The sequence below is a fragment of the Candidatus Shikimatogenerans silvanidophilus genome (assembly GCF_018200315.1).
In the GTDB taxonomy this organism is placed as follows: domain Bacteria; phylum Bacteroidota; class Bacteroidia; order Flavobacteriales; family Blattabacteriaceae; genus Shikimatogenerans_A; species Shikimatogenerans_A silvanidophilus.
This window is the reverse complement of sequence record NZ_JADFUB010000001.1, coordinates 46,400-61,175: the sequence shown is the minus strand read 5'-3', so window position 1 is coordinate 61,175 and position 14,776 is coordinate 46,400. Positions and strand designations below refer to the sequence as shown.

The window sequence follows — 14,776 nt, the reverse complement described above, 5'->3', positions numbered from 1 at the left end:
TTTTTTAATTTATTATATATATTATGATATATATTAAATTTCCTAATGGAAAAAAAAAATTATATAAAAAAGGTATTACAATTATAAAAATTATAAAAGATATAAAAAAAGATATAAAATATTTTTATAAAAATCCAATTTTATATGTTAGTATAAATGGTGTTCAAGTAGAATTATATAAAAAAATTTATGAAAATGTAGAAAATATAAATTTTTATACTTGGAAAGATGAATTAGGAAAAAAAGCTTTTTGGCATTCTTCTTCTCATTTATTAGCACAATCAATTTTATTTTTTTACCCTAATGTAAAAATTAGCATTGGACCATCTACTAAATATGGTTTTTATTATGATATAGATTTTTTAGATAAAAAATTTATTAAAAAAGATTTTGAAAAAATTGAAAAAAAGATTATAGAAATTGCAAATAAAGAATATGATTTTTTTGTTTATGAAGTATCTAAAGAAAAAGCTATTGAAAAATTTAAAAATAATATTTATAAAAAAGAATTAATAGAAAATATTATTAAAAAAAATTCCAAAATTACATTTTGTACTCATGGAGATTTTACTGATTTATGTAAAGGAGGACATATTAATAATACTAAATTTATTAAATTTGTAAAAATATTAAATGTTTCTAAATCTTATTGGAAAGGAGAAAAAAAAAATAAACAATTAACTAGAATTAGTGCTATTTCATTTCCTAATAAAATAGAAATGAAAAATTATTTTTTTAAAATAAAAGAACTTAAAAAAAGAAATCATAAAAAAATAGGAAAAAATTTAGGATTATTTACTTTTTCTACATCTGTTGGAAAAGGATTACCTATATGGTTACCAAACGGAACTATATTATATAATAAATTAAAAAATATTTTAATTAAAATACAAGAAAAAAAAAATTATAGAAGGGTTATAACACCACATATTGGTAAAAAAAAACTTTATGAACAATCAGGACATTGGACAAAATATTCAGAAAATAATTTTAAACCAATTTTTACACCAGAAGAAAAAGAAAGTTTTTTATTAAAACCAATGAATTGTCCTCATCATTGTGAAATATATCGTTTTTATAAATTTTCTTATAAAGATTTACCTATTAAATATTATGAATTTGGGACAGTTTATAGATATGAAAAAAGTGGAGAAATAAATGGATTAATTAGATCTAGATCATTTACACAAGATGATGCACATATTTTTTGTAGAGAAGATCAAATATTATCTGAATTTAAAGATATAATAAATTTAATTATAAAAATTTTTAAATTATTTTCATTTAAAAAATATGAACTTAGAATTTCATTAAGAGATAAAAAAAAATTAAAAAATTATATTGGTACAGAAGAAATATGGAAAAAATCAGAAGAATGTATTATAAATGCAGTAAAAAATATAAATATACCTATAAAATTTAAATATGGAGAAGCAGCCTTTTATGGGCCTAAATTAGATTTTATTATTGAAGATATATTTAATAGAAAATGGCAGATGGGAACTATTCAAATTGATTATAATCTTCCTAATCGTTTTAATTTAAATTATTTAGGTAAAGATAATAAATTTCATAAACCTGTTTTAATACATAGAGCTTTATTTGGATCTTTAGAAAGATTTATAGCTTTATTGTTAGAACATAATAATGGATTACCTATTTATTTACAAAAATATTTAGTATGTATTTTACCTATTAAAAAAAAATATTTGTTATATTCAAAAAGAATTTTAAATTTACTTATTAATAAAAAAATTGTTTCTTATATAGATGAAAAAGAAGATCATATAAATAATAAGATAAAAAAATATGAAAAAAAGAAAATACCTTTTATTATTGTTATTGGAGAAAAAGAAGAAAATAATAATACTGTTTCTGTAAGACAACAAAAAAAAGGTTATATAGGAACATTTTTAATATATGATTTTATTAATTTTATAAAAAAAGAATTAGAAATTTTTAAAAACTTTGATTAAAAAAAATAAAAAAAGAAAGTATAAAAAAAATTTAAGAAAAAGAAAATTTTTTTATACATATAATAAAAAAAAAAGAATAAATAAAATAAACAAAAATAAAATAAATAACGAAATTACTTCTAAAGAAGTTAGATTAGTTGGAAATAATATTAGACCTGGAATTTATAATATTAATGAAGCTTTAATTATGGCTAAAAAACTTTATTTAGATTTAATAGAAATTAATTCTAATTTAAAACCTCCTATATGTAAAATATTTGATTATAATAAATTTTTATATGAAAAAAAAAAAAAAATAAAAAAAATTAAATATAAAAAAATTATAATTAAGGAAATTAGATTAGGACCACAAACAGGAGTAAATGATTTAAAATTTAAACTAAAAATAGCTAAAAAATTTTTAGAAAATTTTAAAGCAAAAGTAAAATTTTCTCTTTTTTTTAAAGGAAGAACGATTATTTATAAAGAACAAGGAAAAAAATTACTTTTTAAATGTGCTGATTATTTAAAAAAAATTGGAATTATAGAAAAAATGACTAAAATTGAAGGAAAAAAAATGTTTATGTTAATTTCTCCAAAAAAAAATAAAAATATTAATAAAATAAATAATAAAAATATTAATAATAAAAATATTAATAATAAAAATATTAATAATAAAAATAAAAAATAAATAAAATGCCAAAACTAAAAAGAAAATCTGGATCTAAAAAAAGATTTAAAAAAACTTCTACTGGAAAAATAAAAAGAAAACATGCTTTTAAAAGACATATTTTAACAAAAAAATCTTCTAAAAAAAAAAGAAAATTATCTAAATTTTCTAATGTTAGTTCTTCAAATAAAAAAAATATAAAAAAACAAATTTTATAATTTTATGCCAAGATCAGTTAATTCTGTTTCTTCTAAAAAAAGAAGAAAAAAAATTATTAAAATGGCTAAAGGCTATTATGGAGCAAGAAGTAAAGTATATACTGTAGCAAAAAATGCAGTAGAAAGATCATTAATATATTCTTATATTGGTAGAAAACAAAAAAAAAGAAATTTTAGATCTTTATGGATACAAAGAATTAATGCTAGATGTAGAATGTATAATTTATCTTATTCTAAATTTATAGCAAAACTTCGTATAAAAAATATTATAATTAATAGAAAATTTTTATCAGATTTATCTATAAATTATCCAGATTATTTTAATGAAATTATAAATATGATAAAATAATAAATAAATATTATTATATTTATTGTTATTATTATTTATTTAATTAAAATTTTTATTAATTAATATATTATTAATTAAAATATTAATTAAATAGTATTAATTAATAAAATAATTAATGTTAAAATTCATAAAATAAATAAAAAATACTATGTATATTTATATTTTATTTATTATTATATTTTATTTTAATTTAGTATATTTTATATAGTATTTATTATTTATTTTATTATAGGATATTCCCATTTATTTATTTTTTTTATATTATTTTTAATTTCTTTTTTTTCTTTTTTAGATAAAAAATCTATAAATAAAATACCATTTATATGATCATATTCATGTTGTATAACTCTTGCTAAAATTCCTTTAAAATTTTTAATATTTTTTTTCCAATTTTCATCATAAAATTCTAATAAAATTTTAGATTTTCTATAAATATTTTTATTATTAATACCAGGAAAACTTAAACACCCTTCTTTATATTCTTTTTTTTTACCATATTCTTTAATAATTTTTGAATTAATAAAAATTTTTTTTTTTTTAAATAAATCAATAATAAATAAATTAATATTTATTCCTATTTGAGAAGAAGCTAATCCAATTCCATTAGCATTATACATTGTTTCAAACATATTATTAATTAATTTTTTTAAATTATAACCTATTTTTACATTTTCACTTTTTTTTCTTAAAGTATAATTATTATAAATTAATATTGGCAATATCATATTTTTATTTTATTTTTTATATTTATTTATATATAAGTCTATATAAGATTGTAATATAATTTCAGCACTAATTTTATGAATTAATTCTTTATTTCTATTTTTTTTTTTTAAATTACTATTATTAATATAATATAATGCTATTTTTGATGTTAATATTTCATTAATTCTTTTTATTATAATATTAGGATTTTTTTTTTTAATATCTATAATAAATTTTTTTATGTAATATTCAATAAAACATTTTTTATTTTTAAAATTTATTGGTAATCCAATTATAATTTTATTAATTTTATTTTTTTTTATATATTTATTAATAAAATCAAATAATTTTATAGTTAAAATAGATTTAAATCCAAATGGTAAATAATGATTTTTATCTATAACTGCTAAACCAGTATATTTTAAACCATAATCTATTCCTAAAATATTTTCCATAATTTAAAATTTTAAAATAAATTCGTTTTTAAAAATAAAAAAAAAAATTACATAATGATTAATTTTAAAAATCATATTAAAAAAAATATATTTTATATAATTAGGGATTCTGCTAAATATTTAAAAATAAAATGCTTTGTTATTGGTGGATATGTTAGAAATTTTATAATTAAAAATTATTATAATATAATTATTGAAGAAGAAAAAGAAGATATAGATATATTGGTTCTAGGAGATGAACTTAAAATAGCAAAAAAAGTAGCAGAAAAAATAAAATTTAAAAAAAAAATTATAATTTATAAAAATTATAAAACAATATTATTATCATATAAAAATAAAAAAATAGAATTTGTTTCTGCAAGAAAAGAATCTTATAACTATAATAGTAGAAATCCTATTGTAAAAAATGGTAATTTTAAAGATGATCAAAATAGAAGAGATTTTACTATTAATTCTTTATCAATTAGTTTAAATGAAAATAATTATGGTAAATTAATAGATCCATTTAATGGTATAGAAGATATAAAAAAAAAAATAATTAGAACTCCATTAGATCCAAATATTACTTATTCAGATGATCCTCTTAGAATGATAAGAGCAATAAGATTTTCATCACAATTTAATTTTTATATAGAAAAAAATTCTTTTTTTTCTATAATAAATAATAAAAATAGAATTTCAATAGTTCCTATAGAAAGAATTATGGAAGAATTTAAAAAAATAATACTTTCTAAGTATCCATCAATTGGAATAAAATTACTTTTTAAATCAAAATTATTATATAAATTTTTACCAGAAGTATATAATTTATCTGGAATAGAAGAAATACATGGAAAAAAACATAAAGATAACTTTTTACATACTTTAGAAGTTTTAGAAAATATTAGTAAACGTACTTCTTCTCTTTGGTTAAGATTAGCAGCTTTATTGCATGATATAGGAAAAACTGTTACTAAAAAATATCATCATAAATACGGATGGACTTTTTATTCTCATGAATATATAGGATCAAAAATGATTCCAAAAATATTTAAACGTTTAAAATTACCATTAGGAGAAAAAATGAAATATGTTAAAAAAATTATTAAATATAGTTCTAGACCAATTTCGTTAATAAAAGAAAATATAACTGATTCAGCTATAAGAAGATTTTTGTTGGAAATAGGTGATAATTTAGAAGATTTAATATTATTATGTAAATCAGATATAACTACAAAAAATTTAGAAAAACAAAAAAAATATTCAAAAAATTTTGATTTAGTTTTAGAAAAAATTAAAAAAATTAAAAAAAAAGATAAAATAAGAAATTGGAAATCTCCTATATCTGGATATCAGATAATGGATATTTTTAATATTACACCATGTAAAAAAATAGGAATAATAAAAAGTAAAATTAAAGAAGCAATTATTAATGGAATTATTGAAAATGAAAAAAAAGATATTTTATTTTTTTTAGAAAAAATAGGTAATAAATTAGGATTAATAATAAATAAGTCTAAATATAATAATTTTTTTTATGAAAAAAAATAATTGTAATAAATTTTTTTTAAAATTTAAAAAAGAAAAAAAAAAAAAAATTATTTTATTTTCTCATAAAAATCCTGATGGAGATTCAATAGGATCATGTTTAGGAATGTTACTTTTTTTAAAAAAATTAAATCATTTTGTTACTATAATTTCTCCAAATTATTATCCAACATTATTATTAAATTGGTTACCTAATATAGAAAAAATACATTTTTTTAATAAAAAAAAAAATAATTGGTTAATTGATAAAATTAATAAATCAGATTATATATTTTTTATTGATTTTAATAATACTTATATGTTATCTCCAATTATTTATAATAAATTTTTTTTACAAACAAAAGCTAAATTTATTTTAATAGATCATCATGAATTACATACATGTAATTTAAAATTTGATTTTATTTTTTATGAAAAATGTTCATCAACTACTATTTTAGTTTATAATTTTATTAAAAAAATGAATAAATTATCTCTAATTGATAAAAATATAGCAACTTGTATTTATACAGGAATTATTACAGATACTGGTTTTTTTAAATTTTCTATTAATTGTAAAACACATTTTATTACATATAAATTATTAAAAAAAGGAATTAACGTAAATTATATTAATTATATTAATAATAAATTATATAATAATTATTCTATAGAAATAATGAATTTTTTTATAAAAACATTAAAAAATATTTTTTTTTTAGAAAAATTTCATACTTCTTATATAGTTGTAAAATATAATGATTATAAAAAATATTTTTATTATTTGGATAGTATTATTAATTATGGATTAAAAATAAAAAATATAATTTTTACAGTAATGTTTATTGAAACTAATAAAAATAATATTAAAATTTCTTTTAGATCAAAAGGTAATTTTAATGTAGCAAAATTTTCTAAAAAACACTTTTTAGGTGGTGGACATAAAAATTCATCTGGTGGAATTTATAAAGATTCATTAAAAAATACAATTAAATACTTTATTAAAGTATTAAAAAAATATTATAAATCATTAATAAAAAATTATAAAAAAATACTTTAAAAAATAAAAGTTAAAAAAGTTTTTATTAAATTTATATATAATAATAAAATTTAAACTTTAAACTTATAATATAATAAAATTATATTATTTACACTTACTTTATAATCATTTAATAATATATCATTTATCATTATAATCAATATATCATTATCATAATGAAATTAATAAAAATAAAAAAAATTATACAAATAATTGAAAAAGAATTTCCTTTATGTTATTCAGAAGATTTTGATAATGTTGGTTTATTAATTGGATCTTATGAAAATATAGTAAACGGAATTTTAATAACTTTAGATATTACAAATAAAGTCATAGAAGAATCTATTTATAAAAATTGTAATTTAATAATTACATTTCATCCTATTTTATTTAAAAAAATAAATAAAATTATTTATGAAAATAATAAAATTATATTTGATTGTATAAAGAATGATATATCAATTTATTGTATACATACAAATTTAGAAAATTATAAAAATTTAACAAATAAATTTATTTTTAATAAATTAAAATTAATTAATAAAAAAATTCTTATACCAAAAAAAAAAATTTTTAAAAAAATGGTAACATATGTTCCTAATGATTACTTAGAAAAAATAAGATATAAATTATTTGAAGCAGGAGCAGGTAAAATAGGTAATTATAAAGAATGTAGTTTTACTTTTAAAGGTATTTATTCATTTAAAAAAAAATATAAATTAAATTTTAAAAAAGAAACTTGTATTAATGTTATTTTTTATAGTCATTTAGAAGAAAAAATAAAAAAAACTCTTTTAAAATATCATCCATATACAGAAGTATCATATGAAATTTTTAATTTAGAAAATAATGTAAATATTGGAAATGGACTTATTGGATATTTAGAAAAACCAATTAAAGATATAATTTTCTTAGATTTTTTAAAAAAAAAACTTTCTTTGAAAATAATAAGACATTCTAAAATTTTAAATAAAAAAATTATAAAAATATCTTTATTATGTGGATCAGGAAAATTTGCCATTAATATAGCTAAAAAAAAAAAATCTGATGTATTTATTTCATCTGATTTTAAATATCATGATTTTTTTATTAAAGATATTTTAATTATTGATATAGGACATTACGAATCAGAAAATTATATAAAAAAAAATTTATTTATTTTTTTAAATAAAAAATTAAATTTTTATAAAAAAAAAATACACATATCTGAAATAAATACTAATCCAATTTTTTATTTTTAAATTTAAAATGTAAAATAAATATTTATATATATAAAATAAAATTTATTTATATAAAATAAAATTATATAATTAATAAAATAAAAATATTATAAATTATGGAAAATAAATTAAAAATTATTTATATATTACAAATTTTAGATTCTTATTTGGATAATATTACATATATAAAAAAAAAATTTAAAAAAAAAATTCTAAAAATAGAAGAAGACTTTAAAAATATAAAAAAAAATAAAGAAGAAGTTAATAATGAAATTTTAGATTTGAAAAAAAAAAAATCTTTTAAAAAAAATAAAATACAAGAAACAGAAAATTTAATAAAAAAATATAAAAAAAATGAAAAAAAAGATTTTTTTATAAAAAAAGAAATAGACTATCAATATTTAGAAATAGAATTATTAAAAAAAAAAATTAATAATATAAAAGAAAAAAATAATAAAAAAAAAGAAGAATATAAAAAAATTGAAAAAAATTTATTAATAAAAAAAATTTTTTTAAAAAATAAAAAAAAAGAAAAAAAAAAAATAAAAAAAATAAATAAAATAAAAAAAAAAAAAAAAAAAAATTTAAATAATAATAAAATAAAAAAAATAAAAAAAAAAAATAAAAATTAATTAATTTAAAATAAAAAAATAATAAAAAAAAAAAAAAAAAAAAAAAAAAAAAAAAAAAAAAAAAAAAAAAAAAAAAAAAAAAAAAAAAAAAAAAAAAAAAAAATAAAAAAAAAAAAAAAAAAAAAAAAAAAAAAAAAAAAAAAAATTAAAAAAAATTTATTAATAAAAAAAATTTTTTTAAAAAATAAAAAAAAAGAAATAAATAATATTATAAAAATTAATAAAATAAAAAAAGAAAAAATAAAAAATTTATATAATAATTATATACAAAATATAAATAAAATAGATAAAAATTTATTAAATTTATATAAAAATATTAGAAAAAATATTAAAGATGGAATAGCTGTAACAACAATATATAAAAAATCATCTATAGGATCCTATTTATTTATTCCTAAACAATTACGTTGGGAATTATATAAAAGAAAAAAAATAATTTTAGATGAACATAGTGGACGAATTTTAATTGATAATGAATTGGCAGATAAAATAGAAAAAAAAGTTAAAAAAGAAATTTCTAAAATAGAAAAAGAAATTATTAATAAAACATAAAAAAAAATAAAAATATTAATTAAATAATTCCAGAACCTATCAATTCTTTATATTTATTATACCAAACAACAAACTGTCCATTAGTTACAGATTTTTGCATTTTTTCAAATTCAATAAATATTCCATTATAAATATTGTATAAATATGCATTTTGTAATTTTTGTCTATAACGTATTCTACATTTTATTTTCATTGTTTTATTATTTTTTATTAAATCATTTCTTAACCAAGAAATTCTTTTTTTTTTTAAAAAAATAACTTTTTTATATAATCCAGGATGATATTTTCCCATTCCAACATATACATTATTTTCTAATATATTAGTATTAATAACAAATAATGGTTTTTTATAACCACCTATTTTTAACCCTTTTCTTTGACCTATAGTAAAAGAAAAAGCACCATTATGATATCCAATTACTTCTCCATATTCTTTTTTATAAACTATTTTTTTAGACAAAAAATATAATAATTTAATTTTAGATGTAATAAATGATATATTTTTTTTATATATATCATAAATAATAGAATTTTTAGAAATTTTAATAATTTTTCCTTTTTTTTCTTTTATTTTTTTTTTTAAAAAAAAAGGTAATTTTATTTTTCCAATAAAACAAATTCCTTGAGAATCTTTTTTATCGTAATTAATTAATCCATAATCAAAAGCTATTTTTCTTACTTTTTTTTTATTTAATTCTCCTAAAGGAAAAATAATTTTACTTAATTGATATTGATTTAATTTACAAAGAAAATAAGATTGATCTTTTTTTTCATCTTTTCCACAAAATAAAGAATAAATTTTTTTTTTATTTTTTTTAATTTTTTTAATTTTAGCATAATGACCTGTAGCTATTTTATTTGCTCCTAAATAAAAAGCTTTTTTTAAAAGATAATCAAATTTTATCTTTTCATTACAAATAACATCAGGATTAGGAGTTCTACCAATTGAATATTCATTATATATATATTTTAAAACATATTCTTTATATTGTTTACTTAAATCAATTATATAAAATGGAATTCCAATTTTTTCTGAAATTATCATCGCATCTATACTATCTCTATTCCAATTACAATAACCGAAATTTTTATTAAAAATTTTAATAAAAATTCCAATAACGTTATACCCCATTTTTTTTAATAATAATGCAGATACACTTGAATCAACACCACCAGATAATGCTACTACTATATTTTTTTTCATTAATGAAAAATTTTATTTATGAAAACATTTCTTTTATTTTATCAAAAAATGATTTTTCTTTATAATTTGGTTTTGGAATAAAATTTTCATCATTTTTCATTTTTTTAAAAAATTCTCTTTGTTCTTTATTTATAATTTTTGGTGTCCAAATATTAACATGAATAAAAAAATCACCATATCCGTATCCTTCAATATTTGGTAATCCTTTTTTTTTTAATCTAAGAGTTTTTCCTGATTGTGTTCCTGGTTCAATATAAATTTTTGCTTTACCATTAATTATAGGAATCTCTTTAATAGATCCTAATACTGCTTCAGAAAAAGAAATATAAAGTTCATAATGAATGTTTATTCCTTCTCTATGGAATATTTTATGTGGTATTTCTTCTAATAAAACTAATAAATCTCCAGACTGTCCATTTCCAAATGGAGCCTCATTTCCTTTTCCTGTAACTTTTAATTGCATACCCTCAGTTAATCCAGGTGGTATTTTAATTTTTAATAATTCTTTTTGTTTTTTTAATCCATAACTATTTACTCCATAATTATTATTATTTTCTATAAATTTTCCAGTACCATTACAATAATAACAATTTTTAGTTGTTTGAACTCTTCCTAAAATTGTATTTGATATTTTTGTAATTTTTCCAGTTCCTTTACATCTATTACAATTTTTAAAAAAAACACCTTTTGCTACTTTCATTCTAGTTACTTGAACTTTTTTTTCTGTTCCATAAGCTATTTCTTCAATAGTTAATTTTATTTTTATTCTAAGATTTTCTCCTTTATATATTTTTTTTGAAGAACTGAATCCAAAATTATAAGAAAAATTTTCTACAAAAGAATCACTAAAAATATCACCAAAATTAGTAAATATATCTTCCATTTTAATACCACCAGAATTATCACTACTACCTCCACCTCCATATCCACCTCCAAAGGAATGGCCATATAGATCATATTTATTTCTTTTTTCTGTATTACTTAAAACATCATATGCTTCTGCAGCTTCTTTAAATTTTTCTTCTGCTTCTTTTTTATTATTAGGATTTTTATCTGGATGATATTTTATAGCTAATTTTCTATAAGCTCTTTTAATTTCTTCATAAGAAGCATTTTTATTAACTCCTAAAATATCATAATAATCTCTTTTTTTCATAAGTAACTTATTTAACAATAAATTTTTATTTAATTTAACACTAAATTTTTATTTACCACCAATAACAACTTTAGCATGTCTTATTACTTTATTTTTTAAAAAATATCCTGATTCTATTACATCTACAATTTTTCCTATTAAATTTTTAGAATTAGATTTTATTTGTGTTATAGATTCATGTAAATCAGTATTAAAATTATCTCCTACTTTTATAGACATTTTTTTTACTCCATATTTTTTTAAAATATTTTCAAATTTTTCTTTAATAAGAATAATACCTTTAATTTTATTAATTTCTTCATTTCCTCTATTAAAATCATCTAATATAGATAATAATTGAATTATAATATTTTTATTAGAAAATTCTATAATTTCTAATCGTTCTTTTTGTATACGTTTTTTATAATTTTCAAAATCTGCAAATAATCTAATAAATTTGTCTTTTTCTTTAATTAATTTATTATTTAAATTTTTTTTTTCTAAAATTAATTTTTCTTTTTTTAAAATTAATTTATAAATTAATTTTTTAATTAATTTAATATTTAATTTTTTATTTAATTTTTCATAATTTTTTAATTCTTCATTTATATCATCATATATTTTATAAATTTTTTTATTATCTTTAGATTTATTTATATCATCAGATTTAGATTTATTTATATCAGATTTTTTTATATCATCAGATTTAGATTTATTTATATCAGATTTTTTTATATCATCAGATTTAGATTTATCATCAGATATTTTATCATATTTAATTTTATTATTATTTTTATTATTTTCCATAAATATTAAATAATCAATTTATTGTTTTACATATTATTTTACATAAATATTTATAAAATATAATAATATTTATAAAATTTATAAATTAATATACATATACAACATATACATAACATATACATACATTACATATATAACATAAATAATATAAAAATATTAATACATATTATACATATTATAATACATAACATATATTATGTTATGCTATGATATTATATTATATTATTATAAATGTAATTATATTATGATAAATGTAAATGTATGTATAATAAAATGTAATATATAAATTATAAATATTAAAATATAAAATAAAATATAATAAAATTTAATATTTTATTATAATTTTATTTTTATATTATAATTTTATAATTTTATATTATAATAATAAAATAAATATTATAATAAAATATTAATTTTATAAAATAAAATTATTTATTTTATATTATAAATATAAACAATTTCTTTACCATTTATATTTGAAAAAAATTTTTTTTTTACAATAAAAAATTTTTTTTCAAATTCAATAAAAAATTTTGAATATGTTTTTTTTTTATTAATTTTTCCAGTATTAGTAAAAATAAATTTTGGAACAAAATATATTTCCCTTGGTTTAAAAATTTTATATTTATAGTTAAATAAATCATTATTAACTTTAATAGAAAAAAATGATTTACTTTCAATAAATAAAGTAACAATATTTCCAAATATTTTATCTTTTTTTCCAATAATAAAATATTTAATATTTATAATAAAATTAGATAATAATTTTTCTAAAATTTCTGGATAAATTTTAATTCCTCCACTATTAATAATATTATCAAATCTACCAATGTATTCTAGATATATTTCTTTTTTTTTTTTAATAATATTTACTATATCTCTTGTTTTTACTTTTATATTTATATAAGGTAAAAATATATTAAGACATTTTTTTTTATCTGTATTTAATATAATATTTTTATATAAAACTTTATAATATTTATGTTTTTTTATATCTCTAATAGCAATATGACTTAATGTTTCAGTCATACCATAAGACAAATAACATTTTGTTTTTGTTAAATTATTTAATTTATTTATTAAATAATCAGACATAGATCCTCCTCCTATTAATAAAATTTTTATTTTTTCATTTATATATGATATACTATTATATGCTTGAAAAGGTGTAAATGAAGAAAAATCAAATTTTATATTATTATATTTAATATTAAATAAAGGATTTGAATTAGGTTTAATACAATAAACTTTCCATTTAAAAATAATAGATCTAACTAATAACATAATTGCAGCAATATAATCCATAGGAAGGCATAATAATATTTTAGAAAATTTTTTTAATCTAAAAAATTTATTTGATATAATAGAACTATTAATCATGTATTTTTTTTTAAAAAAAATTTTTTTTCTTTTATTAGTACCAGAACTTTTAATTGTTATTTTTTCTTGTCTTTTATCAAACCATTTTTCTAAAAAAATAATAATTTTTTTTTCATATAAATTATTATAATAATATTTTTTATTAATAATATCATAATAAATATCATTAATATAATTAAAAGCATCTATCATTTCATAAACTGTTTGTGGTCTAAAAGCATTATATACTTTTTTTCTATTTATTGTAATTTTATATATATCATTTTTTGTTTTTTCAAATAAAATATCTTTATATTTTTTATAAAATTAATATTTAAAAATTTTAAAAATTAAAAATTAAAATTGTAAATATATTAAGTATATTATAAACACAATAATATAAAGACAAAGAAGAAGAATAATTATTAATAATTGATAACATAAATAATAAAGAAAATAAATATTTATTAAATTCGTTTTTTTTATTATTATAAAAATTATTTTTATTAAATTTATTTAATAAAAAAGAAGAAATAATATAAATTAAAGTTAATAAACTTATATGATTACCATATAATGGAATTGAAAAATTAAAATTATATATAGAATCATAATAAGATAAATCATTAATCCAAAGAAATTTTTTTTTTCTTAAATTTATTAAATTATTAAATAAATTAAATAATGAAGAAAAAATTACTATTTGAAATATTATTATAATCAAACTTGTAAATGGATTAATACCAAATTTTTTATAATTTTTTATTATTTCTTTTTGTTTTTCTATAATAGAATTAAAATTTTTTTTTTCAATTTTTTTATTAATTAAATTAATTATTTTATTTAATTTATATTGTTTATAATTTATAGGTAATAAAATTATTTTAACAATAATAGTAATTATTATAATTATTATTCCATAATTAATTTTTTTTTTTTCTAATAACAAAAAAATTTTTAAAAAAAAATA

At 14.7% G+C, this 14,776-nt stretch carries 15 protein-coding genes; 8 read left to right on the top strand and 7 right to left on the bottom strand.

Going from position 1 to position 14,776, the window contains the following annotated elements; genetic code table 11:
* Positions 1–23: 23 nt before the first annotated feature.
* The 4 genes from thrS to rplT are packed head-to-tail and all read left to right on the top strand — an operon-like array spanning position 24 to position 3,192.
* Complete coding sequence (thrS, locus tag KHQ18_RS00320; protein ID WP_212113162.1) at positions 24–1,976, top strand: threonine--tRNA ligase; 1,953 nt, start codon at positions 24–26, stop codon at positions 1,974–1,976.
* Positions 1,969–2,646 (top strand): translation initiation factor IF-3, encoded by a 678-nt coding sequence (gene infC / locus KHQ18_RS00315; RefSeq protein ID WP_213016782.1) that lies wholly within the window; start codon positions 1,969–1,971, stop codon positions 2,644–2,646. The genes thrS and infC overlap by 8 nt, the downstream gene beginning before the upstream one ends.
* A gap of 5 nt (positions 2,647–2,651) precedes the next feature.
* The gene (gene rpmI / locus KHQ18_RS00310) at positions 2,652–2,843 is read left to right on the top strand and encodes a 50S ribosomal protein L35 (RefSeq protein ID WP_212113161.1); all 192 of its coding nucleotides are present in this window, start codon (positions 2,652–2,654) and stop codon (positions 2,841–2,843) included.
* A 4-nt stretch (positions 2,844–2,847) separates the two neighbouring features.
* The gene (gene rplT, locus KHQ18_RS00305) at positions 2,848–3,192 is read left to right on the top strand and encodes a 50S ribosomal protein L20 (RefSeq protein ID WP_212113160.1); all 345 of its coding nucleotides are present in this window, start codon (positions 2,848–2,850) and stop codon (positions 3,190–3,192) included.
* Positions 3,193–3,410: 218 nt separating this feature from the next.
* On the opposite strand, the gene def is transcribed toward rplT, so the two are convergent.
* Positions 3,411–3,917 (bottom strand): peptide deformylase, encoded by a 507-nt coding sequence (gene def, locus KHQ18_RS00300; RefSeq protein WP_212113159.1) that lies wholly within the window; start codon positions 3,915–3,917, stop codon positions 3,411–3,413.
* A 9-nt stretch (positions 3,918–3,926) separates the two neighbouring features.
* On the bottom strand, positions 3,927–4,352 hold the full coding sequence (gene ruvX, locus KHQ18_RS00295; protein ID WP_212113158.1) for a Holliday junction resolvase RuvX: 426 nt from the start codon (positions 4,350–4,352) through the stop codon (positions 3,927–3,929).
* A 54-nt stretch (positions 4,353–4,406) separates the two neighbouring features.
* Between ruvX and KHQ18_RS00290 the strand changes: the two genes are divergently transcribed.
* The 4 genes from KHQ18_RS00290 to KHQ18_RS00275 all read left to right on the top strand — a co-directional run bounded on the left by KHQ18_RS00290 (position 4,407) and on the right by KHQ18_RS00275 (position 8,749).
* Entirely contained in the window at positions 4,407–5,882 is a 1,476-nt protein-coding gene (locus KHQ18_RS00290) for a tRNA nucleotidyltransferase/poly(A) polymerase-related protein (RefSeq protein WP_212113157.1), read from the top strand.
* The gene (locus KHQ18_RS00285; protein WP_212113156.1) at positions 5,869–6,918 is read left to right on the top strand and encodes a DHH family phosphoesterase; all 1,050 of its coding nucleotides are present in this window, start codon (positions 5,869–5,871) and stop codon (positions 6,916–6,918) included. The genes KHQ18_RS00290 and KHQ18_RS00285 overlap by 14 nt, the downstream gene beginning before the upstream one ends.
* Positions 6,919–7,073: 155 nt before the next feature.
* The gene (locus KHQ18_RS00280; protein ID WP_212113155.1) at positions 7,074–8,138 is read left to right on the top strand and encodes a Nif3-like dinuclear metal center hexameric protein; all 1,065 of its coding nucleotides are present in this window, start codon (positions 7,074–7,076) and stop codon (positions 8,136–8,138) included.
* 95 nt (positions 8,139–8,233) lie between these two features.
* A complete protein-coding gene (locus KHQ18_RS00275; protein ID WP_212113154.1) occupies positions 8,234–8,749 on the top strand; it encodes a hypothetical protein in 516 nt (171 codons plus the stop codon).
* A gap of 571 nt (positions 8,750–9,320) precedes the next feature.
* Here the strand turns inward: KHQ18_RS00275 and mnmA are convergent.
* The 5 genes from mnmA to yidC all read right to left on the bottom strand — a co-directional run bounded on the left by mnmA (position 9,321) and on the right by yidC (position 14,755).
* Positions 9,321–10,505, bottom strand: a complete 1,185-nt coding sequence (gene mnmA, locus KHQ18_RS00270; protein WP_212113153.1) for a tRNA 2-thiouridine(34) synthase MnmA — start codon at positions 10,503–10,505, stop codon at positions 9,321–9,323.
* A gap of 16 nt (positions 10,506–10,521) precedes the next feature.
* A complete protein-coding gene (locus KHQ18_RS00265; protein WP_212113152.1) occupies positions 10,522–11,661 on the bottom strand; it encodes a DnaJ C-terminal domain-containing protein in 1,140 nt (379 codons plus the stop codon).
* Positions 11,662–11,709: 48 nt separating this feature from the next.
* Positions 11,710–12,447 carry a nucleotide exchange factor GrpE gene (locus KHQ18_RS00260; protein WP_212113151.1) on the bottom strand — a complete coding sequence of 246 codons (738 nt, stop codon included), beginning with the start codon at positions 12,445–12,447 and terminating at the stop codon, positions 11,710–11,712.
* Between the two features lie 432 nt (positions 12,448–12,879).
* Complete coding sequence (locus tag KHQ18_RS00255; RefSeq protein ID WP_212113150.1) at positions 12,880–14,019, bottom strand: acyl-CoA synthetase family protein; 1,140 nt, start codon at positions 14,017–14,019, stop codon at positions 12,880–12,882.
* Between the two features lie 130 nt (positions 14,020–14,149).
* Positions 14,150–14,755, bottom strand: coding sequence for a membrane protein insertase YidC (gene yidC / locus KHQ18_RS00250; RefSeq protein WP_212113149.1), 606 nt, complete (start codon positions 14,753–14,755; stop codon positions 14,150–14,152).
* Positions 14,756–14,776 lie beyond the last annotated feature (21 nt).